This is a genomic window from Leisingera aquaemixtae (genome assembly GCF_019801145.1).
GTDB classification, from domain to species: Bacteria; Pseudomonadota; Alphaproteobacteria; order Rhodobacterales; family Rhodobacteraceae; genus Leisingera; species Leisingera aquaemixtae_A.
The window spans coordinates 501010-523084 of sequence record NZ_JAHVJQ010000004.1; the positions used below are offsets into that span (position 1 = coordinate 501010).

20 protein-coding genes are annotated in these 22075 nt (G+C 62.6%); 9 read left to right on the forward strand and 11 right to left on the reverse strand.

Going from position 1 to position 22075, the window contains the following annotated elements:
* Positions 1 to 125: 125 nt before the first annotated feature.
* Positions 126 to 2216 (forward strand): 3-hydroxyacyl-CoA dehydrogenase NAD-binding domain-containing protein, encoded by a 2091-nt coding sequence (locus tag KUW17_RS12825; RefSeq protein WP_222479641.1) that lies wholly within the window; start codon positions 126 to 128, stop codon positions 2214 to 2216.
* A gap of 181 nt (positions 2217 to 2397) precedes the next feature.
* Here the strand turns inward: KUW17_RS12825 and rpe are convergent, their stop codons facing one another.
* The gene (rpe, locus tag KUW17_RS12830; protein WP_222479643.1) at positions 2398 to 3087 is read right to left on the reverse strand and encodes a ribulose-phosphate 3-epimerase; all 690 of its coding nucleotides are present in this window, start codon (positions 3085 to 3087) and stop codon (positions 2398 to 2400) included.
* A gap of 215 nt (positions 3088 to 3302) precedes the next feature.
* Here rpe and phnC point away from each other — a divergent pair, with 215 nt between their 5' ends.
* The 5 genes from phnC (at position 3303) to KUW17_RS12855 (ending at position 8069) form a co-directional block, all read left to right on the forward strand.
* Entirely contained in the window at positions 3303 to 4121 is an 819-nt protein-coding gene (gene phnC, locus KUW17_RS12835) for a phosphonate ABC transporter ATP-binding protein (RefSeq protein WP_222479645.1), read from the forward strand.
* Between the two features lie 64 nt (positions 4122 to 4185).
* Positions 4186 to 5088, forward strand: coding sequence for a phosphonate ABC transporter substrate-binding protein (phnD, locus tag KUW17_RS12840; protein WP_222479647.1), 903 nt, complete (start codon positions 4186 to 4188; stop codon positions 5086 to 5088).
* Between the two features lie 98 nt (positions 5089 to 5186).
* Positions 5187 to 6056 (forward strand): phosphonate ABC transporter, permease protein PhnE, encoded by an 870-nt coding sequence (phnE, locus tag KUW17_RS12845; protein WP_222479649.1) that lies wholly within the window; start codon positions 5187 to 5189, stop codon positions 6054 to 6056.
* The gene (phnE, locus tag KUW17_RS12850; protein ID WP_222479651.1) at positions 6053 to 7423 is read left to right on the forward strand and encodes a phosphonate ABC transporter, permease protein PhnE; all 1371 of its coding nucleotides are present in this window, start codon (positions 6053 to 6055) and stop codon (positions 7421 to 7423) included. Before phnE (KUW17_RS12845) ends, phnE (KUW17_RS12850) begins: the two co-directional genes overlap by 4 nt.
* 31 nt (positions 7424 to 7454) lie before the next feature.
* On the forward strand, positions 7455 to 8069 hold the full coding sequence (locus tag KUW17_RS12855; protein ID WP_222479653.1) for a chloramphenicol acetyltransferase: 615 nt from the start codon (positions 7455 to 7457) through the stop codon (positions 8067 to 8069).
* A gap of 221 nt (positions 8070 to 8290) precedes the next feature.
* Here the strand turns inward: KUW17_RS12855 and KUW17_RS12860 are convergent, their stop codons facing one another.
* Both KUW17_RS12860 and gap read right to left on the reverse strand, forming a co-directional pair.
* The gene (locus KUW17_RS12860) at positions 8291 to 9361 is read right to left on the reverse strand and encodes an Mrp/NBP35 family ATP-binding protein (RefSeq protein WP_222479655.1); all 1071 of its coding nucleotides are present in this window, start codon (positions 9359 to 9361) and stop codon (positions 8291 to 8293) included.
* Between the two features lie 236 nt (positions 9362 to 9597).
* Positions 9598 to 10626 carry a type I glyceraldehyde-3-phosphate dehydrogenase gene (gap, locus tag KUW17_RS12865; RefSeq protein ID WP_222479657.1) on the reverse strand — a complete coding sequence of 343 codons (1029 nt, stop codon included), beginning with the start codon at positions 10624 to 10626 and terminating at the stop codon, positions 9598 to 9600.
* A 144-nt stretch (positions 10627 to 10770) separates the two neighbouring features.
* Between gap and KUW17_RS12870 the strand changes: the two genes are divergently transcribed.
* Together KUW17_RS12870 and KUW17_RS12875 are read left to right on the forward strand one after the other, a co-directional pair.
* Positions 10771 to 11775, forward strand: a complete 1005-nt coding sequence (locus KUW17_RS12870) for a LacI family DNA-binding transcriptional regulator (RefSeq protein ID WP_222479677.1) — start codon at positions 10771 to 10773, stop codon at positions 11773 to 11775.
* A 146-nt stretch (positions 11776 to 11921) separates the two neighbouring features.
* The gene (locus KUW17_RS12875) at positions 11922 to 12137 is read left to right on the forward strand and encodes a hypothetical protein (RefSeq protein WP_222479679.1); all 216 of its coding nucleotides are present in this window, start codon (positions 11922 to 11924) and stop codon (positions 12135 to 12137) included.
* Positions 12138 to 12220: 83 nt separating this feature from the next.
* Here KUW17_RS12875 and KUW17_RS12880 read toward each other — a convergent pair whose 3' ends face one another.
* The 8 genes from KUW17_RS12880 to KUW17_RS12915 form a co-directional block, all read right to left on the reverse strand.
* Entirely contained in the window at positions 12221 to 13366 is a 1146-nt protein-coding gene (locus KUW17_RS12880) for an iron-containing alcohol dehydrogenase (RefSeq protein WP_222479681.1), read from the reverse strand.
* Positions 13367 to 13430: 64 nt separating this feature from the next.
* Positions 13431 to 14813, reverse strand: a complete 1383-nt coding sequence (locus KUW17_RS12885) for an aldehyde dehydrogenase family protein (RefSeq protein WP_222479684.1) — start codon at positions 14811 to 14813, stop codon at positions 13431 to 13433.
* Between the two features lie 94 nt (positions 14814 to 14907).
* Complete coding sequence (locus KUW17_RS12890) at positions 14908 to 16260, reverse strand: glutamine synthetase family protein (protein ID WP_222479686.1); 1353 nt, start codon at positions 16258 to 16260, stop codon at positions 14908 to 14910.
* Positions 16261 to 16377: 117 nt separating this feature from the next.
* Entirely contained in the window at positions 16378 to 17412 is a 1035-nt protein-coding gene (locus tag KUW17_RS12895; RefSeq protein ID WP_222479688.1) for a TRAP transporter substrate-binding protein, read from the reverse strand.
* A gap of 27 nt (positions 17413 to 17439) precedes the next feature.
* Positions 17440 to 18174 carry a DUF4336 domain-containing protein gene (locus tag KUW17_RS12900; protein WP_261397173.1) on the reverse strand — a complete coding sequence of 245 codons (735 nt, stop codon included), beginning with the start codon at positions 18172 to 18174 and terminating at the stop codon, positions 17440 to 17442.
* Positions 18164 to 19666, reverse strand: coding sequence for a TRAP transporter large permease subunit (locus KUW17_RS12905; protein ID WP_222479692.1), 1503 nt, complete (start codon positions 19664 to 19666; stop codon positions 18164 to 18166). Before KUW17_RS12905 ends, KUW17_RS12900 begins: the two co-directional genes overlap by 11 nt.
* Positions 19666 to 20262 carry a TRAP transporter small permease subunit gene (locus KUW17_RS12910; RefSeq protein ID WP_222479694.1) on the reverse strand — a complete coding sequence of 199 codons (597 nt, stop codon included), beginning with the start codon at positions 20260 to 20262 and terminating at the stop codon, positions 19666 to 19668. Before KUW17_RS12910 ends, KUW17_RS12905 begins: the two co-directional genes overlap by 1 nt.
* A complete protein-coding gene (locus KUW17_RS12915) occupies positions 20255 to 21040 on the reverse strand; it encodes an N-formylglutamate amidohydrolase (protein WP_222479696.1) in 786 nt (261 codons plus the stop codon). Before KUW17_RS12915 ends, KUW17_RS12910 begins: the two co-directional genes overlap by 8 nt.
* Positions 21041 to 21193: 153 nt before the next feature.
* Here KUW17_RS12915 and KUW17_RS12920 point away from each other — a divergent pair, with 153 nt between their 5' ends.
* Positions 21194 to 22066 carry a MurR/RpiR family transcriptional regulator gene (locus tag KUW17_RS12920; protein WP_065266030.1) on the forward strand — a complete coding sequence of 291 codons (873 nt, stop codon included), beginning with the start codon at positions 21194 to 21196 and terminating at the stop codon, positions 22064 to 22066.
* The last annotated feature ends 9 nt before the right edge of the window (positions 22067 to 22075 follow it).

Genomic DNA, 22075 nt, shown 5'->3' on the forward strand with positions numbered 1-22075 from the left:
CACTGTGACGCGGGGTTTGCGGTCCTTCTGCGGCCATTGGGGCTTGGCGCCGGTCCGGCTGCCGTGCCTAATCTGTTGGGAGCCGGGCGCAGGCACTGCCGCCGCGGAAGAGAGAGGAAGACCGGATGAGTGAAGCCATTGCATATGAGCGCGTCGGCGATATTGCCGTTCTGAAGGCGCAGAACCCGCCGGTGAACGCGCTGGGCATTGATGTGCGCAAGGGGCTGCTGGCCGGGATTGAGCGTGCTGAAGGCGAAGGCGCCAAGGCTGTGCTGATCTACGGTGAGGGAAAGACCTATTTCGCGGGTGCCGATATCCGCGAATTCGGCAAGCCGCCGAAAGATCCCTATCTGCCGGGCCTGTGCAGCCGGATCGAGGCCTCGCCCCTGATCGTGGTCTCCGCCATGCATGGCACTGCGCTGGGCGGCGGGCTCGAGGTGGCCTTGTCCTCGCATTACCGGATTGCGGTGCCTTCGGCCAAGATGGGACTGCCGGAGGTCAACCTGGGCATCCTGCCCGGCGCGGGCGGCACCCAGCGGCTGCCGCGGCTGACAGGGGCTGAGGCGGCGCTGGAGATGATCACCTCAGGCCGCCACATCGGTGCGGCAGAGGCGCTGGACAAGGGCATCATCGACCGCATCGAAGAGGGCGAGCCGCGCGAGATTGGCCTGGCCTATGCGCAGGAACTGCTGGATGCAGGTGCGCCGCGCCGGGCTATCGGGGAAATGCCTGCGCCGGAAGCTGTGGATTTTGATGCGGTCTATGAGGCGACGCTGAAGAAAGGCCGCGGCCAGCTGTCTCCGGCGACGGCGGTGCGCGCGGTTCAGGCGGCAGTTGAAGCAGAAAGCTTTGAAGCCGGCCTGAAGCGTGAGCGCGCGCTGTTTACGGAGCTGATGGAATCGGACCAGCGGCAGGGGTTGATCCATGCCTTCTTCTCCGAACGCGCCGTTAGCAAGCTTCCGGAGCTGGAAGGCGTCGCGCCGCGGGAGGTTGCCGCAATGGGGGTGATCGGCGGCGGCACCATGGGAGCGGGCATCGCCACTGCGGCGCTGCTGGCTGGATTGCCGGTGGTGCTGATTGAGATGACGGATGAAGGCGTTGCCGCCGCGCGCGGCCGGATCGAAGGCAATCTGCAAGGCGCCCTGAAGCGGGGCAAGATCACCCAGGCGCAATTTGATCAGCTGACCGGAGAGGCGCTGACCGTGTCCACGGATTATGCGGCACTGGGGAAGGTGGATCTGGTGGTTGAGGCCGTGTTCGAGGACATGGGCGTCAAGCGCGAGGTTTTTGGCAAGCTGGATGCGCATTGCAAGCCGGAGGCGGTTCTGGCGACCAATACCTCCTATCTGGATGTGGATGAAATCGCCGCGGCAACGTCCCGTCCGCAGGATGTGATCGGGCTGCATTTCTTCTCCCCTGCACATGTGATGAAGCTTTTGGAAGTGGTGGTGGCAGAAAAAACTGCGCCGGAGGTTCTGGCCACCGGGTTTGCCTTGGGCAAGCGGCTGAAGAAGGTGGCGGTGCGGTCCGGCATCTGCGACGGGTTCATCGGCAACCGGATCATGAACGCCTACCGCAAGGCGGCGGAATATGTGGTGCTGGATGGCGCTTCGCCCTATCAGGTGGACAAGGCGGTGACCACTTTCGGTTTCCCGATGGGGCCGTTTGCCATGGGCGATTTGGCGGGGCTGGACATCAACTGGGCCGCCCGCAAGCGCCGTGCGCTGACGCGGGATCCGCGCGAACGGGTGCCGCGGTTCTACGAGATGCTCTGCGAGGGTGGCGATTTCGGCCAAAAGACCGGCAAGGGGTTCTATGTCTACGAAGCGGGCAAGCGCGGCGGTGTGCCGAACCCGGAAGTGGCGGAGCTGGTTGCCCGGGATCAGGAACAGCAGGGCGTGGCTCCGCGGGAGTTCTCCGACGCGGAGGTGCTGCGCCGCTACATGTGCGCCATGGTCAACGAGGCCGCAAAGGTGGTGGGCGAAGGCATCGCCCGGCGTCCGCTGGATGTGGATATGGTGATGCTGTTCGGCTACGGATTCCCGCGCTTCTGGGGCGGGCCGCTGAAATGGGCCGACCTGCAGGGGCTGGACGGTATCCTGGCTGATATCAAGACCTATGCAGAAGAGGACAGTTTCTTCTGGCAGCCGGCGGCGCTGCTGGAGCAGCTGGTGGCAGAGGGCAAAAGCTTCGACGACCTGAATAAAGGCGCCTAGGCAGGCGAGCGGCGCCCCTCCGGCCCGTCGAGGGCCATCGGGGCGCGGCCCGGCGTAGCCGGGCTGGACGCGCAGTCGCTGGCCTTATTACGCAAAAGCGCCGCGCGGAACGCGCGGCGCCGGGCCCAACAAGAGCGGCGCATCTTTGATGCGCCCGGCGATTGGCGGGAGTTTTCGCCGCTTACGTCCAGGTACCTTCGGTGGCGGAACGGATCCTGCGGATGTTCTCGCCGTAGACCTCCGGCTTGTCCACGGACCCGCCCTTGAACACTGCAGAGCCTGCGACCAGCACGTCGGCGCCGGCTTCGGCCACCAGCGGCGCGGTGGTGGGATCAACGCCGCCGTCGATTTCGATATGCACGGGACGGTCGCCGATCATCGACCGCAGGCGGCGGATTTTGGCGGTCATGTCGATGAACTTCTGGCCGCCAAAGCCCGGGTTCACGGTCATCACGCAGACCAGGTCGGTGAGATCCAGGAGGTGCTCAATCGCTTCGGCCGGGGTGCCGGGATTGAGCGCGACGCCCGCTTTCATTCCCGCCCCGCGGATCGCCTGCAGGGTGCGGTGGATGTGCGGGCCTGCCTCGATATGGGCGGTCAGCACATCGGCGCCGGCATCGGCGTAGGCGTTGATGTAAGGATCGACCGGCGCGATCATCAGGTGCACGTCCATCACTGTCTTCACATGCGGGCGGAACGCCTTTACCGCCTGCGGGCCGAAGGTGAGGTTCGGCACGAAATGCCCGTCCATAACATCCACATGCACCCAGTCGGCACCTTGGGCTTCGATCGCCTGGATCTCCTGGCCGAAGTTGGCGAAATCGGCGGAGAGGATGGAGGGCGCGATCTTGATCTTGCGGTCAAAGGACATCTGGCAGCTTCCTTTTGCAAAGGGAATTGAGGAGTCGAAGGCCGTATAGACCGTCCGGCCCGCTGTGCACAGGGGCAGATTGCGCAGCGGGTCTGTTTCCTTGGACGCTGCGCCTGCCGGTTGCGCCGGGCCGCGTTACAAAACTTTCACGGCAGTGACACATGAGCTTTGAGCAGGGCCGGTAGGCAATCCCGGAACGAGAAGGGAGCGCCCCGGTGCTGCGCATTGACAAACTGACCAAACGGTTCGGCGGCAAGATTGCGGTGGATACCGCCACGCTGGACATCGATAAGCCCTGCATGATCGGCATCATCGGCCGCTCCGGCGCAGGCAAATCCACCTTGCTGCGGATGCTGAACCGGCTGGAAGACGCCAGCGGCGGCCGCATCCTGTTCGAGGGGCGCGAGATCACCGGGCTGAAGGGCAGGGAAAAGCGCGCCTGGCAGTCCGAGTGCGCGATGATTTTCCAGCAGTTCAACCTGGTGCCGCGGATGGATGTGGTGTCCAACGTTCTGCACGGCACATTGAACCGGCGCAATGCGGTGGCGACGCTGTTCAACCTGTACCCGATGGCGGATATTCACACGGCGATCGACATCCTCGACCGGCTCGGTATTGCTGAACATGCCGCCAAACGGGCCGAGGCGCTGTCGGGAGGCCAGCAGCAGCGAGTGGCGATTGCCCGGGCGCTTATGCAGAACCCGAAGATCATTCTGGCGGATGAGCCGATTGCCTCGCTCGACCCGATGAACGCCCAGACCGTGATGGAGGCGTTGCGCCGCATCCATGAAGAGGATGGGCGCACCGTGATTGCCAACCTGCACACGCTGGACACTGCGCGCCGCTACTGCGACCGGGTCGTCGGCATGCGCGACGGGCGCATCGTCTTTGACGGGCTGCCGGAACAGCTGACCACCGGGGTGGCCCGCGAGATCTACGGCGCCGGAGAGGAATTCTCCGAAGCCGCCACCTCAACCGAGATCGAAACGCTGGAAAAGACGGACGCGATGCGCGCCGCCATTCCCGCCGAATAACCCCTGACCTGATTTCATCGACCCGGGGCTGCTCCCCGGGAAAGACCAACCGGAGAGACATGAGATGAAAAGACTGATTGCTGCCGTTCTGGCAACTACCGCGATGACCGCCCCTGTTGCGGCAGAAGAGATCAAGGAATTCCGCATCGGCATCCTGGGCGGTGAAAACGCTCAGGACCGTCTGAACAACAACGAATGCCTGCGCGAATACGCCGAGAAAGAGCTGGGGGTCGAAACCAAGCTGTTTGCGCCTGCCGACTACAACGGCGTGATCCAGGGCCTGCTGGGCGGCACCATCGACATGGCCTGGCTGGGCGCGTCCGGCTATGCCAAGACCTATCTGTCTGACCCCGAAGCGGTGGAGCCGGTTCTGGTGAAGGTGAACACCGACGGCGGCTATGGCTATTACTCGGTCGGCTTCGCCCGCAAGGACAGCGGTATCACCTCGCTGGAAGACCTGAAAGGCAAGACCTTTGGTTTCGGCGACCCGAACTCCACGTCGGGCTACCTGATCCCGTCAATAGAGATCCCGAACAAGATCAATGCGTCCATGGACTCCGGCGACTACTTCGGTGAAGTGAAGTTCACCGGCGGCCATGAACAGACCATTGTCGCGGTTGCCAATGGCGACGTTGATGGCGGCGTGACCTGGGCAGACGGCCTGGGCGAATGGGAAGACGGTTACCAGTCGGGTGCGCTGCGCCGTGCGGTGGACGCGGGCCTGGTCGATATGAATGACATGGTGGAAATCTGGAAATCCGCCCCGATCCCGGAAGGCCCGGTGGTTCTGCGCAAGGCCCTGCCGGCAGACGTCAAAGCCAAGATGACCGCGCTAATGGACAACCTCAGCGAAATCGACCGCGACTGCTTCTATGGTGTTGCGGCTGGTGAAGCCAAGAGCTTCGACCCGATCACCCATGACGCCTATGAGGTGATCATCGAGGCCCGCAAACTGAAGTCCCAGTAATTTCAGTACTGAGCTCTGCGGGGTTCCGGGTTTTCCCGGGCTCCGCAATTTCCTTGATGGCGCCTCTATCGGCCATCTTTTGAAGACCAGGATCCCAAATGGCAGATTTGACCGCGGCCCGGCCGGGCATCGAGGACATCCGGCAGCACTACACTGCCCATATCCAGCGCAAGCGGCTGTATGGCGGCATTCTTCTGGCGGTTTTTGTGGCGCTGATGGCAGCCGGTTTCCGTACAGCGGATGCGCGCAACGCCGGTTCCTTTGCGGATGGGTTCACCCGGATCTTTGACTATCCTTCCGAGGTACTGGCAGAGGCCGCAGAAAAAGCGGCGCAGCTTCCGGGGCATTTGGTGCATTTCTTTCCGGCCCTGGTGGAGACGTTGAACATCGCCGCCGCCTCGACCCTGGTAGGGGCCGTGTTCGGCACCCTGCTGTCGCTTCTGGCAACCCGTGGCATGGCGCCTTGGCCTATGCTGATCCCGCTGTTCCGCCGCATCAGCGACATTTGCCGGGCCATTCCAGAAATCGTTATCGCGCTGGTGCTGATCTTTGTCCTCGGCGGCGGGCCGGTGCCTGCGATGATTGCCATTGCCATCCACACTGCCGGCGCGTTGGGCAAGCTGTTTTCCGAGGTGAACGAAAACGCCTCGCTGAAACCGGTCGAAGGCCTCACCTCTGTGGGTGCCACCTGGGCGCAGCGGATGACGCTGGGGGTGATCCCGCAGGTCGGCCCGAACTATGTGAGCTATGCGCTCCTGCGGTTTGAGATCAATATCCGTGCCTCTGCCATCCTTGGCTTCGTCGGCGCGGGCGGCATCGGCTATGAGCTGAAGAACGCCATGTCCTGGGGGCAGGGGCGCTACGACGAGGCCGCCGCGATCTTCCTTCTCCTGTTTGTCACCATCGTGGCCGTTGACCAGCTGTCCGGCCTGCTGCGTGACCGCCTGACCCATGGAGCGAAGGCATGACTACTTTTGACACCACCCTGACGCCCGCTGACCTGAAGTCTGACATCTCTCGGCTGTTCCTCAGGAAGCGGCTGATGAACTTTGCCCTGCCCGCTGCGGTGCTGGCCTATCTCGCCTATGTATTTGTGGCCTTCGACATGCCGGGGCTGTGGGAGCGTGCCAGTCTGGACAACGCCAAAACTCTGGTGAGCGACAGCTACAGCTACAAGACCCATGTCACCCGCGACAACCGCAGCGGTGAGGTGTCGGTAGCCATCGAGGGCGAGCGCAAGGGCGCTTATCCCGACGGCATGTCGCCGGACTGGGTAGCCCTGGGCGAGACTACGGTCATTGATCTGGAAGACGGTCACACGGTCACCTTCGGCCCAGAGACCATCGCATACGAAATCCCTGGCTATGGCAACGTACGGGCCACACCGGGCCGCAGCGCGGGCGTGCAAGCGGAACTGCCTGCCGGCGACGTGCCAGAGTGGATCAGTGTTTCGAAGAACCGCCTGGCCGTGACCACGGAGGCCGGGCGCCTGACCGTGACCCGCAACCGGGCAGAGGTATTCCGCTATTTCGCGGGGTGGGAGCTGTTCTTCTTTACCCTCGACAGTCCGTATTACGGCATGGGGGCAGGGGAGCTGGTGCAGCGTGCCGCCACCGGCGAGGCTGGTGCGATCTTCCAGGAGTTCTGGACCAACAAGATGTGGCGCCATCGGGATGTGGCCTGGGCGATTGCCGAAACACTGCTGATGGCCTTCTTGGGCACCATTGGTGCAGGCATCATTGCGTTGCCGCTGGCCTTTTTGGCGACCCGCAATTTCATGCCCCTGCGCAGTATCCGCTTTGCCATGCGCCGCGTGTTCGACTTTGTCCGCGGCGTAGACTCGCTGATCTGGACGGTTGTTCTGGCCCGCGCCTTTGGCCCTGGCCCGCTGACCGGCGCGCTGGCGATCCTGGTGACCGATACCGGCACCTTCGGCAAAATTTTCTCCGAAGCGCTGGAGAATGTTGACCAGAAGCAGATCGAGGGCGTTGCTTCCACCGGGGCCAAGCCGGTGCAGCGCTACCGCTTCGGGGTGATCCCTCAGATCACGCCGGTTCTGCTGAGCCAGCTTCTGTATTTCCTCGAGTCGAACACCCGGTCAGCCACCATCATCGGCGCGATCACCGGCGGCGGCATCGGGCTCTTGCTGACACAGGCGATCATCACCCAGAAGGACTGGGAGGAAGTGGCCTATTACATCACCCTGATTATCCTGATGGTGATGCTGATGGACTGGTTTTCCGGCTGGCTGCGCCGCCGCCTGATCAAGGGCGAGGGCAGCAACGCCAAGCGCAAGCCGCGAAGGGCGGAGGGCGAAGCCTTCCTGCTGCCCTGACCCGGCGCCGGTTTTCGGAGAGGAGCTGACCATGTCCCGTTTGCAGGCAGAGGCACCCTTCATCCATCCCGGATGCACAATCACCGGAAGCAGCTTTGGCACCTATGTGGAGATCGGTGCTGGCAGCCGGGTGTCAAATGCGGTGTTCGGCAACTACAGCTACTGCGACCGCACCTGCGACATTGCCAATGCGGAGATCGGCATGTTCGCGAATATCGCCAGCTTCGTGCGGATCGGCGCCTCAGACCACCCGATGGAGAAGGCGTCGCTGCACCATTTCCTCTATCGTTCCGCAAGCTACTGGGACGATGCGGAGGATGACGCGGCGTGGTTTGCGCGACGTGCCGCGCGAACTGCCCGTATCGGACATGACACCTGGATCGGCCACGGCGCGATGATCAAGCCCGAGGTTACCGTTGGACACGGCGCTGTCGTTGCGTCGGGCACGATTGTGACCAAGGATGTTGCGCCCTACACCATTGTTGGCGGCAATACCGCCAAGGTGATCCGCCGCCGCTATCCTGAGGCGATTGCCGCGCAGATGATGGAACTGGCCTGGTGGAACTGGGACCACGAGACCCTGCGGACCGCGTTGCCGGACTTCCGCAGCTTGAGGGCCGAAGAGTTCCTGGAGAAGTATTCCTGATCCGGCGGCTGGCGCTCCCGTCTGTTTCAGCGCATTCGAAGAATGCATTCACAGTTCGGCGTGGCGCCGCTGCGCGGCGCAGAAGGGCTGCAGAGAAGCGCTTGAGGGGCGTTTCTGCCTCTCAAGCGCCTTTCCTATTGTGTGGTCTGCCATCCCCGCCTCAAGGGTAAACGGCGCTGCGCACCGCCGCCTTGCGGCCCTTGACCCGGGGCTGGCAGGGATCAGGCGGCGCCTGCGTCCACAAGCTGGGTGGCGATGTCGAGGAACACCTTGGCCTGGGCGCTGCCAGGCTTGGCGGCCACGATCGGCGTGCCGTTGTCGCCGGCCAGCCGCACGTCCAGATGCAGCGGCACCTCGCCCAGCAACGGCACGTCGAGTTTCCTGGCTTCCTGCGCCACGCCGCCATGGCCGAACACATGCTCCTCATGTCCGCAGTTCGAGCAGATATGCGTGGACATGTTTTCGATCATGCCCAGAACCGGCACGTTCATCTTGCGGAACATGTCGATGCCCTTGCGGGCGTCGATCAGCGCCACGTCCTGCGGGGTGGAGACCACGATGGCGCCGTCCACATGGGTTTTCTGCGCCAGCGTCATCTGCACGTCGCCGGTGCCGGGCGGTAGGTCGACGATCAGAACGTCCAGCACGCCCCATTGCACCTGCAAGAGCATCTGTTGCAGCGCTCCCATCAGCATCGGCCCGCGCCAGATCACCGCCTGGTCCTCGCCGGTCATCAGCCCCATCGACATCATGGTGACACCATGGTTGCGCAGCGGCAGGATGGTCTTGCCGTCCGGGCTGGCAGGGCGGCCGCTGACGCCCAGCATCTTGGGCTGCGAGGGGCCGTAGACGTCGGCATCCAGCAGGCCCACCTTGCGCCCCTGCATTGCCAGGGCGCAGGCGATGTTGGCCGAGACGGTGGATTTGCCGACGCCGCCCTTGCCCGAGGCCACGGCGAGGATCCGCGCCACGCCCGGCACTTTCTGCGGCGTCTGCTGCTGGGGCTGGGCTGCCTTTTTGGGTTTCAGGTCCGGCGGCGCCTTTTCCGAATGGGCGGTCAGCATGGCAGAAACCTTCTCCACCCCCGGCAGCGCTGCCACGGCCGCGTCAGCCTTGTCGCGCACCGGGCCGTAGGCCTCGGACTTTCCGGGGTCGATTTCCAGCACAAAGCGGACGGTGCTGCCTTCGACGCTTACGGCGCGGGCAATGCCTGCGCTGACGATATCGCTGCCGCTGACGGGATCGGTGATGGTTTTGAGCGCCTCAAGGACGGTTTCACGGGTGACGGTCACGCCGGTCTCCTGTAGCTGGTCATGTCTTGCGCCCGTTCTGGCGCAATTCGGCGGGTCATGCCAGCCGTACACAGCCAGGAGTTTGTTTTAACGCATCCTGGAGTCAGCTTTTTTGCCGGCTGGCCTTGCTGAAGGCCCGGAAGCCGTGCGGCAAACGCAACAGCGCCGCGCGTCAGCGCGGCGCCGGGCCCAACGGGAGGAGGCCCATCGGGCCGTCGACGGGCGGGAGGATCCCGTCAGCTGGCCAAGGCCACTTCCGCGGCGTTCATCACGGCGCCGATGCGGCGGCCGGTGTCCACCATGCGGTTGGAAAAGCCCCACTCGTTGTCATACCAGCTGACCACCCGCACCAGCCCGTCGGCGGTGACCGATGTTTGGGCCGCTGCAAAGCAGCTCGAATGGGGGTCATGGTTGAAGTCGACGGAAACCAGCGGGTCTTCTTCATAAGACAGGATGCCTTCCAACCCGTTCCCTGCAGCCGCCTTGACCGCGGCATTAACTGCCTCGACCGTGGCAGGGCGCTCCGGCACAAAGCTCAAGTCGACCACCGAAACATTGGCGGTGGGCACCCGGATGGCGGAGCCTTCCAGCCGTCCCTTCAGATGCGGCAGCACCTCGGAGATCGCCCGTGCCGCCCCGGTGGACGTGGGGATCATCGACAGCGAGGCAGCACGGGCGCGGTAGAGATCCTTGTGGCTGGTGTCATGGGTCGGCTGATCGCCGGTATAGGCGTGGATGGTGGTCATGTAGCCGGTCTTGATGCCAAAGGCTTCGTCCAGCGCCTTGGCCAGCGGCGCCAGGCAGTTGGTTGTGCAGGAGGCGTTGGACACGATCACGTCCTCCGCCGTCAGATCCATGTGGTTGACGCCAAAGACCACCGTGCGGTCGGCATCCTTGCCGGGGGCGGAGATCAGCACCCGCTTGGAACCGTTTTTTAGATGCCGCGCTGCCTCCTCGCGGGCGGTGAACAGGCCGGTGCATTCATAGGCGATGTCCACATCCTGCCAGGGCAGGTCCTCCGGGTTGCGTATCGCCGTCAGGCGGATGCTGTGTCGGCCCACGCGGATCAGGTCACCGGCCAGGAACACGGGCGTCTTCAGGCGCCCGTGAACGCTGTCGTATTTCAGCAGATGCACCAGGGTTTCAGGCGGCGACAAATCGTTGATGGCCACCACCTCGATATCCTTTTCGCCGCTTTCCAGCAGCGCCCGCAGTACCCCGCGGCCAATCCGCCCGAATCCGTTGATTGCAATCTTCAGTGTCATCTCTGATCTCCGGCTGTTTTACCGGATCGGCTTCCGGTATCGATAACGGTTGCGATACCGATAGCGATAACGATGTGGAAAATCAACCCCCCTGTTTCCGGAGCCGCCCTTGCGGCCGCCCGCGATCTGCAGGAGCATGGGGGCATGACCAAGAAACTGCTTCTGAAAGACGTGGCCAAACTGGCCGGTGTCAGTGAAATGACGGCCTCCCGCGCGCTGCGCGGAGCCCCGGACGTGTCCGCCAAGACCAAGGCGAAGATCGAGGAAATCGCCCGCACCCATGGTTATGTGCCGAATCGGATTGCCGGCTCCTTGTCCTCGCAATCTGTTAACCTGGTGGCGGTGGTGGTGCCGTCGCTGAACAGCTTTGTCTTCCCGGAGGTGCTTTCGGGCATTTCCGCTGTCTTGAAGGACAGCCCGCTGAAGCCGGTGGTGGGGATTTCCGGCTATGACCTTGCAGAAGAGGAAAGTGTCATCCGCGAAATGCTGAGCTGGCGGCCTTCAGGCCTGATCGCTGCCGGGCTGGAGCATACCGGGGCCACCCGCCGGATGCTGCAGCAGGCCGATTGCCCGGTTGTTGAGGTAATGGATGTGGACGGCGATCCGGTACGCCATTGTGTCGGCATTTCGCACCTGCAGGCAGGCCGCGAAATGGCAGAGCAGATCCTGGCGCGCGGCTACCGGAACATCGGCTTTATCGGCACCAAGATGCCGCAGGATTTCCGCGCCCGGAAACGCTTTGACGGATTCACGGACGGGCTGGCGGCGCAGAGCGTGACACTTTCGGATCTGGAGCATTATTCCGGTGAAAGTTCGATCCAGACCGGCCGCCAGCTGACGGCGCAGATGCTGGCGCGCAACCCGGGCCTTGATTGCATCTACTATTCCAGCGACGTGATGAGCGTTGGCGGGCTGATGCATTGCCTGGCCGCGGGCCTGTCGGTGCCCGGCGATATCGCCTTGGCAGGCTTCAACAATCTGCAGATCCTGCAGGGCTTGCCGCTGCAGCTCGCGACAACGGATGCCTGCCGCCATGAAATCGGCGAACGTGCGGCGCGGATCATCCTGAAATCACGGGAAACCGGCGGGGCAGAGGGGCTGGTTTTCGACCGCCTGACCCCGGCAATCAGCCTGGGAGAAACGCTCTAGCCCGCCGCCGCTGTCCGCGGCCGCGACGCAGAAGCCACCACCGCAGCCCCGCCCGCAGGCGATTTTCCTAGCTTTGGCCGGCGCGCCGGGGCAACCTGCGGGTATGGTTCCAGTTCAGCGCGGGTCGGCCCGGTAAAGGAGTGCAGATGCCCAAGTACAATGACATGTTCGAGCTTTCGGTTGAGGATATGGACCTGATTGAAACCTCCTTGCGCCATACAAGGGATGCTCTGTCCAAGGCTCATCCGGAGGCCGGCAGCGCTGATGCGGAGACGCTGCGCCGGGTTCACGCGCTGCTGGGGCGGCTGCATAATCAGAAGATCTTCTATTACCCAAAGGACAAGGTCTACGTCAGCGGCTGACGCCGGTTCTGAACAAAACAGCGCTCCCCGCGGTGGCGGAGAGCGCTTTGACCTGTCATTTTGACCTGTCATGTGGTCTTTGCTTACATCGCGGCCTTGAACAGCTGGGTGAGGTTTTCCTCGGTCAGCTCGATGGGGTTGCCGCCGCAAGAGGGGTCAATGATGGCGCCTTTGACCAGTTCAGGGATGGCCGCTTCGGTGACACCCAGATCAGACAGCCCGCGCGGGATGCCCAAGGAGTCGTTCAGCTCTTGCACAAAGCTGCGGAAGCCATCGAAACCTCCGTCAATGCCCAGATAGGCCGCGGCCATGTTGAAACGGTCGGCAATCGCAGAGGCGTTGAACTCCAGCACGCTGGGCATGCAGACCGCATTGGTGGTGCCGTGGTGGGTGTTGAAATGGGCCCCCACCGGATGGCTCATCGCATGGATCGCGCCGAGCCCCTTCTGGAACGCTGTTGCGCCCATCGCCGCGGCCGACATCATCTGCGCGCGGGCTTCGATATCGGTGCCGTCGGCATAGGCGCGCGGCAGGTAGTCCTTGACCAGCCGCATGCCCTCCAGCGCGATGCCTTGGGACATCGGGTGGTAGTGCGGGCTGCTGAACGCTTCGACGCAGTGGGCAAAGGCATCAAGCCCAGTGCCTGCGGTGATGAATTTGGGCATGCCGACCGTCAGCTCGGGATCGCAGATCACCACTGCGGGCAGCACCTTCGGGTGGAAGATGATTTTCTTCTGGTGAGTGACGCTGTCGGTGATCACACTGGCGCGGCCCACTTCGGAACCCGTGCCTGCGGTGGTCGGCACCGCGATGATCGGCGCGATGGCATCGGCATCGGCGCGGGTCCACCAGTCGCCGATGTCCTCGAAATCCCACACGGGCCGGGTCTGACCCGCCATGAAGGCCACCATCTTGCCGAGGTCCAGGCCGGAGCCGCCGCCGAAGGCGATCACCCCGTCATGGCCGCCTGCCTTGTAGGCGGCGACGCCGGCGTCCAGGTTCTTCTCATTCGGGTTCGGATCAACGTCCGAGAACATGCCGCGGCCGAGGCCCGCGGCCTCCATGATGTCGAGGGTGCTTTGAGTGACCGGCAGGTCGGCCAGACCCTTGTCGGTGACCAGCAGCGGTTTCTTGATGCCGGCAGCGGCGCAGGCTTCCGCCAGTTCCTTGATCCGGCCTGCGCCGAATTTGATTGCGGTCGGGTAGGACCAGTTTCCAACGAGAGACATGTTGTGTTCCTTTGATGCAAGTGGCCCGCCCCGGGAGGAGAAACGGGGCGGGCGGGGCCGTCCGTCAGCCGGTTACCTTTTTCAGGTGATAGGATTTCGGACGGGTCAGATTGTGATAGCCGATGACCGAGAGGCCGCCGCCGCGGCCGGTGTCCTTGCAGCCGGTCCAGCACAGGCCCGGATCCAGGTAGTCGGCGCGGTTCATGAAGACGGTGCCGGTCTCGATTTGATCCCCGACGGCTTGCGCCCGCTCTACATCCTTGGTCCAGAGCGACGCCGTGAGGCCGAAGTCGCTGTCGTTCATCAGCCGGATGGCTTCCTCATCCGAGGAGACCTTCATGATGCCCACGACCGGGCCAAAGCTTTCCTCGCGCATCACCCGCATGTCGTGGGTCACGTTGGTCAGGATTTGCGGTGTCAGATAGGCGCCGCCGTCATCCTCGGCGAAGGTGTCGATATGGGCCACGGCACCCGCTTCAACCGCCTCGGCGATCTGGCCGCGCACCTCGCTGGCAAAGCGCACATTGGCCATTGGGCCGATAGTGGTCTCCGCGTCCAGCGGGTTGCCCAGCTTGTAGCCCTTCACGATGGCAATGGCCTTTTCCAGGAAGGCGTCATAGAGGCTTTCATGCACGTAGATCCGTTCGATGCCGCAGCAGCACTGGCCGGAGTTGAACATGGCGCCATCAATCAGCGTGTCCACCGCCGCATCCAGATCGGCGTCCTCCATCACATAGCCGGGGTCCTTGCCGCCCAGCTCGGTGCCGACACCGGTGAAGGTGCCGGCCGCGGCGCGCTCCATCGCCTGACCGCCGCCTACCGAGCCGGTGAAGTTCACGAAGTTGAAGGCCTTGCTGGCAATCAGTTCCGAGGTGGTGCCGTGATCCAGAAAGACATTCTGGAACACATCTTCGGGAATGCCCGCGGAACGGAAGGCCTGCGCCATCCGCTCACCCACCAGCAGCGTCTGGGTCGCGTGCTTCAGCACCACGGTATTGCCGGCAATCAGCGCAGGCGCCACCGTGTTGATCGCGGTCATATAAGGGTAGTTCCAGGGGGCGACCACAAACACAACCCCATGCGGAATGCGCTTGATGTAGCGTTTGAAGGTTGCGTCCTCGCCCACTTCGATATCCGCAAGCGACTCTGCGGCGATCTTTGCCATGTGGCCTGCGCGTTCGTTGAATCCGCCAAACTCGCCGCCATAACGCACCGGCCGGCCCATCATATGCGCCAGTTCCGGCACGATCTCATCGTTCATCGCGCCGACGGCAGCCACGCCCGCCATCACCAGATCAATGCGCTCCTGCAGCGGCCGGGCCGCCCAAGCGCCTTGCGCTGACCGCGCACGTTCTGCTGCCGCAAAGGCGTCCTCACGCGAGAGCACCTCGCGCTCTGCAAAGACCGATCCGTCGATCGGCGAGATGCATTTCAATACCTGGCCCATTGCCATTCACTCCATTCAGAAAGGGCCAAGGCCCTCTTCATCTTTCCGAAAACACTCCGGGGTTTGGGGTAGCGCCCCAAGCCGGCTGCGCGCCTCAGGCGCGCTCAAATCCACGGGCGATCTCGTAGTCGGTGACCACCCGGTCGAAATCCTCGATCTCCACTTCCGCCGCGCGGACGTAGTGATCCACCACGTCATCACCAAGGGCTTTGCGGAGCATCTCCGAGCCTTTCAGAGCCGCCGCCGCATCACGCAGGGTGCCCGGGATCATGCCGGTATCGCCCTGGTAGACATCGCCCCGGGTGGGGGTCTGCAGTTCCAGCCCTTCCTCGATACCCGCAATGCCCGCGGCCAGCATGCCCGCCATCGCCAGATAGGGGTTCATGTCGGAACCCGGAATGCGGCATTCGACCCGGATCGCCTTGGTGCCGTCGCCGCAGAGCCTGTAGCCCGCAGTGCGGTTGTCCACCGACCAGATGATCCGTGTGGGCGCGAAGGTGCCCTTCATGAAGCGTTTGTAGCTGTTGATGTAGGGCGCCATGAAGGCGGTGTAGTCAGGCGCGTATTTCAGCAGGCCTGCCATGTAATTCTTCATCAGGGCGGACATGCCCAGTTCGTCGCTCTCGTCAAAGAACGCGGGCTTGCCGTCCTGCCACAGCGACTGATGCACATGGGAGGAGGAGCCGACCTTGTCGTGGCTCCATTTTGGCAGGAAGGTCACCGCGTGGCCCTGTTGCTCGGCGATCTCCTTGATCGCGTGCTTGGCAATGGTGTGGAACTCCGCCGTGTCCATCGCCGCTGCGTATTTGATGTTGAGCTCCTCCTGGCCGGTCTCTGCCTCGCCCTTGGAGTTCTCGATCGGCAGCCCCGCATCCCACAGGTGGTTGCGGATCGGGCGCATCACATGCTCCTCGCGGGTGGTCTGCAGGATGTTGTAATCCTCGTTGTAGCCGGAGATCGGTTCCAGGTCGCGGAAGCCCGAGCGGCGGATCTCGTCAAAGCTCTTGGCGAACAGGAAGAATTCCAGCTCAGTGGCGCACATGGCGTCGTATCCCATCGCCTTCAGACGGTTCACCTGTTTCTTCAGGATCGCGCGGGGGGAGTGGGAGACTTCCTCGTGGGTGTGGTGATCCAGCACGTCGCACAGCACCATCACCGTCCCTTCCAGCCATGGCACCGGCCGCAGGGTGGAGAGGTCGGGCTTCATCACATAGTCGCCATAGCCCCGCTCCCAGCTGGTCGAGGCATAGCCGTCCGGCGTCGCCATCGCCAGGTCAGTGGCCAGCAGGTAGTTGCAGCAATGGGTTTCCTCCCAGGCGCCATTCACGAAATGCTTGGCGTGGAAGCGCTTGCCCATCAGGCGGCCCTGCATGTCCACAAGGCAGACCAGAACGGTGTCAACGGTGCCATCGGCAACCTGGTCCTTAAGAGTGTCGAAGGAGAGCATGAGCGGCCCTTTGTCTGTTGCGCGCAAAACTTTTCCGGGAAAAGTCTTGCCAAATTCCTTGGGGAAGGAATTTGGCCGACCGCGGTGCAGGCCAAATCCCGTGTTTCAACCGGTGCCTCAGCCGTAGCGGTAGGGGCGGCCGGCCTTCTGCATGTCAGCGTTATACTTCTTGAAGATCTCCACAACTTTCGCCTTGGTCTCGGACTCGGCTGCGATTTCATCCCAGAACTTCACCGCCGCGTCTTCGACCTGCTGCCATTCGTTGTCCGGAATGGTGGTCAGCTTCATCTTGTCGCCGTTCACGCGCAGGGAAGCTTCGCCGCCCCAGTACCACCACTGGCGGTAATAGTGCGACTGGTCGCAGCAGACGCGGAACAGGGTCTGCAGGTCTTCCGGCAGTTCCTCCCAGCGGCCCATGTTGGCGAAGAAGGAGCCCGCCCAGGCACCAGAAATGTTGTTGGTCAGGAAGTAGTCGGTCACGTCAGCCCAGCCAACGGTGTAGTCTTCGGTGATGCCCGACCAGGCAATGCCGTCCAACTCGCCGGTCTGCACTGCCACTTCGATGTCTTCCCAGGGCAGGGTGACCGGCACCACGCCGAACTGCGCCAGGAAACGGCCCGCGGTCGGGAAGGTGAAAACGCGCTTGCCCTTCAGGTCCGCCAACGAGTTGATCGGATCCTTGGTGGCAAAGTGGCAGGGGTCCCAGGCGCCGGCCGAGATGTGCTTGACGCCGACCTTGGAGTATTCCGCATCCCAAATCTCGTTCAGGCCGTACTGGTTGAACAGCACCGGCACGTCCAGCGAGTAGCGCGAGGCAAAGGGGAAGTAGCCGCCGAACACGGTGACCTCGGTGGGCGAGGCCATCGAGTCATCATCCGACTGCACCGCGTCGATGGTGCCGCGTTGCATGGCGCGGAACAGTTCGCCGGTGGGGACCAGCTGGTCGGCATAATAGAGCTCGATCTGCATCCGGTCGCCGGCGATCTTGTTGAACATGTCGATGGCGGGTTTCACCACGTGTTCGGCCAGCGCCGCACCGGCATAGGTCTGCATCCGCCACTTGATGGTGGATTGTGCCAGTGCCGGCGTCGCCAGCGGTGCGGCCATAGCGCCGACGCCGGCGGTCTGCAAAAACTTACGTCTTGTTGTCATTACTTCCTCTCCTCTGTTGAACTTCAATCAATGCCCGTGCCCGCAGGGCGCCAGGTTCCTGAACCCTTCACGGAGCCGTTGCGGTGCATTCTCGCGAAGGATGTCGCCATGCGCGAGCACGACGGTTTCCGGTTTCCAGTCGAGCATCCGGGTCAGAGCCTTGCACAGCTTGTCCCGGTTGCCCGCAAAGGAGAACCAAATGTCAATCGGCATCTTGCCGTTCGGAGCAAGGATGCCCGCAGCCCAGGCCAGCGGCCGCACCCAGAACGGCAGTGTCTTGCTGGGCATATTCTCGATCAGGTCGGTCAAAACCAGCACTTTGGAGCGCTTGTGAAAGAAGACGACCTCGGTGTGCACCTTGCTGCCGCGGACAATCAGCTGCTCCAGCTCTGCCGCCCATTCCGGCGCCGGGCTGTCCTGCAGGTCGCGGTCGAAATTGATCTCCATCCCCTGGCTCCGTGCACGCTCCCGGACATTCGGCGAAGCCCAGGCTATGGCCTCCGGATAGGCCTGAGCCCATTCCGCGATATAGGCGTAGTGAATCCAGTTCGGGGACACCAGGTGGCGGACACGCCCCAGCGCCTCCAGCTCGGCAGCCAGCTGCTTGCTGAACTGGATCGGAGAATGCAGGAACAGGTCGCCATTTTCCAGGCGGATCACGGTCATCCGGGTCTGGAAGGGGATCTTGTAGAACCGGATCTTTGGGCCGTCCGCCAGCCAGATGTCCGGCCCCAGCGGCTGCAGGATGGTCTTATTTTCCATAGACATACTCCGGCAGCCACAGGGCGATCTGCGGGAACATCATGATCAGGGCCAGCGCCAGCACCATCACCGCGGCGAATGGGATGATCGAGACATAGATGTCTTTCAGCCCGATCTCCGGCGGCGCCATCGCGCGCATCAGGAACAGGTTGTAACCGAACGGCGGCGTCATATAGGCGATCTGGGTGGTGATGGTGTAGAGCACGCCGTACCAGATCAGGTCGAAGCCAAGCGCCCCCACCAGCGGCACATAGAGCGGTGCGACGATCACCAGCATCGCGGTGTCATCCAGGAAGGTGCCCATCACGATGAAGCTCAGCTGCATCAGGATCAGGATCATCCACGGGCTGAGGCCCAGCTTGGTGGTAAACAGGTCCTCGATCGCCTTGACCGCGCCGAGACCATCGAAGATCGCGCCAAAGGCCAGCGCCGCCAGGATGATCCACATGAACATGCAGGAGATGCCGAGTGTCGAGCGCACCGAGGTTTCGAACACCTCTTTGGTCATCCGCCCCTTCAGAACCGCGGCGATGAAGGCAGTCATCGCGCCAATGGCCGAGCTTTCCACCAGCGAGGTCCAGCCGTTTACGAAAGGCACCATCATTGCGGCGAAGATCGCCAAAGGCAGCACGCCTGAAAACAGCAGGCGGTACTTCTCCTTCATGAACACGTCCTTGTAGAACGCTGCATTTTTACGGGTCAGGAAGGAGAGCAGGCCAAAGGTAAGCGCCACGCCAAGCGCGGACTTGGTCTCCATAGCGCCCGTCAGGATCAGCAGCGGCACCAGCACCAGCGCACCAAGAACGATGTAGTTCAGCCGCAGCGGGTGGTCGGTGATCTGCTCATACTCGGCCAGATCCTCCGGGTGCATTGCGGGTCCGAGGTTCGGCTGCATCCGGGCGCGGACGTAGATGTAGATGATGAACATGGTCGCCATCAGCAGGCCGGGGATCACCCCTGCCAGCCACAGCTGCCCCACCGGCTGGCGCGCAATCATTGCATAAAGTACCAGCACCACCGAGGGCGGCACCAGGATACCCAGCGAGGAACCCGCCTGGATGGTGCCGGTAACCAGGATCTTGTCGTAACCGCGGCGCAGAAGCTCCGGCAGCGCAATGGTCGCGCCAATGGCCATGCCCGCCACCGAAAGGCCATTCATGGCCGAGATCAGAACCATCAGGCCGATGGTGCCGATGGCTAGCCCGCCCTTCACCGGACCCATCCAGACGTGGAACATCCGGTACAGGTCATCCGCGATCTTTGATTCCGACAGCACATAGCCCATGAAGATGAACATCGGCAGGGTCAGCAGCGGATACCATTTCATCAGCTTCATGGCGGCGGAGAAGGGGATTTCCACCCCGCCAGTGCCCCACAGGAGCATGCCCGCAACCGCGCCGACAAAGCCGATGGCGCCGAACACCCTCTGGCCGGTCATCAGCATCAGCATCATGCCGGCAAACATCACGATGGCGATCCATTCGTAGGACATCAGATTTCAACTCCGCGCAGGCGTCCGATATCCCGGAACAATTCGGCAAGGCATTGCAGCAGCATCAGGAAGACGCCGAAGCAGAGGATGGTTTTGACGGGCCAAAGAAACGGCCGCCAGGCGGTGGAGCTGCGCTCCAGATAGCCAAGCTTTTCACCTGCTGCTGCAGGCCCCTCGCTCAGCAGGGTTTTCAGCAGGTCCCAGAAGAACTGCAGCGGCTCCAGTCCGAAGTATCCCAGAGAATAGGCGGTAGAACTGAGCGCGCCGTACATCAAGATACCCAGGTATGTGATCAGGAACAGCACGGTGAAGGCATCCACCAGCGCCTTGGTCTTGGTCGACCAGGCCCCGTAAAACAGATCCATCCGCACGTTTGATCCCAGCTGCATCGAGTAGGGGCCGCCCAGAACATAATATGCGACCATCACGAACTGTGCAGTCTCCAGCGTCCAAAGCGACGGGTTGAAGAAGGTCTTGGAGGCGGAGGACCACAGCAGCACCCCGATAAGGGCGAAGATCAGGTACATGGCAAAGCGGCCGATCGCGCGGTTCATCGCGTCGATACCGCGGACATAGGCGCGGATTATTCTAGGCATCTGGCCCTCCCTCCGCCGCCAGCGCAGCCAGCGCCGGGCGCAGCAATGTCAGCATTTCTTCTGCCATGGCCTCTTCTTGTTCCGGTGTCGCCACCAGGTCGTTGCGGATTTCGATCATCACATTGGCCACCCCGTGCGCCAGCCCGTGGATTTTCAATGAATGGGTGACACCGTCGGCCGGGCCGTAGGGCTCGTTGCGTTCGACCCGCCGGTGCGGCAGGGCAGGGGCCTCTGCCAGCATTGCGTCTGCCAGGCGGCTGTCGTCGTCGTGCAGGATGCCGATCTCGACGGCCCGCTGATTGCCGAAATAGACCGGGGTGAAGCTGTGCATGGTGACCAGTACGGTTTGCTGCCCCGCTTCTTTGCGGGCTTTGATCGCATCGGAAACGGCGTCGCAGAACGGCACATAAACCGTATCCGTCCGTTCCTGACGCTGTTCTTCGGTCAGCCCCTTGTTGCCGGGCACCTCCACCAGCTCGGATTTTTCCGGCATGGCGCTGGCGGCTTCGGGCGGGCGGTTGCAGTCATAGACCAGCCGCGACACGGTGCTGGCAACCAGCGGGGCATCCAGCGCCTTGGAGATATGCAGGGCCACCGCGCGTGCACCCGGGTCCCAGGCGGCGTGGCTCAGCCTGTCTTCTTCACGCAGCCCCAGTCCATTGTACCTGGCCGGAATATTGCTGGAGGCATGTTCGCACAGCAGCAGAACCGGGCTGGCGCCCTTGCGGTTTACCACCTCCACTGCTTCCTCCTGAGCGTGAGAATCGCTCTCTCGCATATGCCGCCTCCCTGCGATTTGGAAAAATGTTTCCATGAAGAGATATTTGTGTCAATATCTTTTCATGATCGGTTCCGGACAGAGATTCCTGAAACTTTCTTTTCAGGCCGGAGCCGGGTTAGAAAGTGTCTGTTCAAGAACAGGAATGCCCCGTTGTCGAAACCGCCCGCCACCGTTCGCGAGTTGATCCGCGAGAACTATTCCTCGCTCACCCAATCCGAACGTAAGTTCGCGAATTTGCTGTTGGAGAACTATCCTGCGGCGGGGCTGGCCTCGATCACCATTGTGGCGGGGAACGCCGAGGTTTCCACGCCTACTGTGGCCCGGATGGTGCAGAAACTGGGGTTCAAAGGCTACCCGCAGTTTCATCAGGCGCTGCTGAAAGAGCTGGAAGCCAAGGTTTCTGGCCCGACCAAACGGCGCGACAACTGGGCTTCTGAGGCACCCGAAGGCCACCTGCTGAACAGATTTGCTCAGGCCGTCACCGACAACCTGCAGCAAACCTTCTCAAACATCGACTCCGCTCAGTTCGACGCCGCGGTGCATCAGCTCGCCAATACCGAGGGGCGGCTTTATGTGGTTGGCGGCCGCATCACCCGGGCACTGGCGGACTATGCCTTTACCCACTTCCAGGCGATCCGGCAGCGGGTCACGCATATGACGTCCTCCTCCGCGACTTGGCCGCATTACGTGCTGGACATGGTAGAAGGCGATACGCTCCTGATGTTCGATGTGCGCCGCTATGAAACCAACCTGCAGCGGCTGGCAGAGCTTGCCTCAGAGCGCGGCGTGAAGATCGTGCTGATCACCGACCAGTGGGCGAGCCCGATTGCTTCGGTTGCCGAGCACACATTCAACTGCTGGGTCGAAATTCCGTCGGCCTGGGACTCCAACATCTCCACCATGATGCTGCTGGAGGCTATGATCGCCGCCACACAGGAAGAGAGCTGGGACAAGACCAAGGACCGCTACGATCGCCTGGATGAGCTTTTCGACATGACCCGGCTGTTCCGCAAGTTCTCTTGATCCGCCGCA

Excerpts from the sequence above, each read along its gene's own strand:
- KUW17_RS12825 (WP_222479641.1), top strand. The coding sequence starts at position 126 with ATGAGTGAAGCCATTGCATATGAGCGCGTCGGCGATATTGCCGTTCTG.
- rpe (WP_222479643.1), bottom strand. The coding sequence starts at position 3,087 with ATGTCCTTTGACCGCAAGATCAAGATCGCGCCCTCCATCCTCTCCGCC.
- phnD (WP_222479647.1), top strand. The coding sequence starts at position 4,186 with ATGAAAAGACTGATTGCTGCCGTTCTGGCAACTACCGCGATGACCGCC.
- phnE (WP_222479649.1), top strand. The coding sequence starts at position 5,187 with ATGGCAGATTTGACCGCGGCCCGGCCGGGCATCGAGGACATCCGGCAG.
- phnE (WP_222479651.1), top strand. The coding sequence starts at position 6,053 with ATGACTACTTTTGACACCACCCTGACGCCCGCTGACCTGAAGTCTGAC.
- KUW17_RS12855 (WP_222479653.1), top strand. The coding sequence starts at position 7,455 with ATGTCCCGTTTGCAGGCAGAGGCACCCTTCATCCATCCCGGATGCACA.
- gap (WP_222479657.1), bottom strand. The coding sequence starts at position 10,626 with ATGACACTGAAGATTGCAATCAACGGATTCGGGCGGATTGGCCGCGGG.
- KUW17_RS12870 (WP_222479677.1), top strand. The coding sequence starts at position 10,771 with ATGACCAAGAAACTGCTTCTGAAAGACGTGGCCAAACTGGCCGGTGTC.
- KUW17_RS12875 (WP_222479679.1), top strand. The coding sequence starts at position 11,922 with ATGCCCAAGTACAATGACATGTTCGAGCTTTCGGTTGAGGATATGGAC.
- KUW17_RS12880 (WP_222479681.1), bottom strand. The coding sequence starts at position 13,366 with ATGTCTCTCGTTGGAAACTGGTCCTACCCGACCGCAATCAAATTCGGC.
- KUW17_RS12885 (WP_222479684.1), bottom strand. The coding sequence starts at position 14,813 with ATGGGCCAGGTATTGAAATGCATCTCGCCGATCGACGGATCGGTCTTT.
- KUW17_RS12890 (WP_222479686.1), bottom strand. The coding sequence starts at position 16,260 with ATGCTCTCCTTCGACACTCTTAAGGACCAGGTTGCCGATGGCACCGTT.
- KUW17_RS12895 (WP_222479688.1), bottom strand. The coding sequence starts at position 17,412 with ATGACAACAAGACGTAAGTTTTTGCAGACCGCCGGCGTCGGCGCTATG.
- KUW17_RS12900 (WP_261397173.1), bottom strand. The coding sequence starts at position 18,174 with ATGGAAAATAAGACCATCCTGCAGCCGCTGGGGCCGGACATCTGGCTG.
- KUW17_RS12905 (WP_222479692.1), bottom strand. The coding sequence starts at position 19,666 with ATGTCCTACGAATGGATCGCCATCGTGATGTTTGCCGGCATGATGCTG.
- KUW17_RS12910 (WP_222479694.1), bottom strand. The coding sequence starts at position 20,262 with ATGCCTAGAATAATCCGCGCCTATGTCCGCGGTATCGACGCGATGAAC.
- KUW17_RS12915 (WP_222479696.1), bottom strand. The coding sequence starts at position 21,040 with ATGCGAGAGAGCGATTCTCACGCTCAGGAGGAAGCAGTGGAGGTGGTA.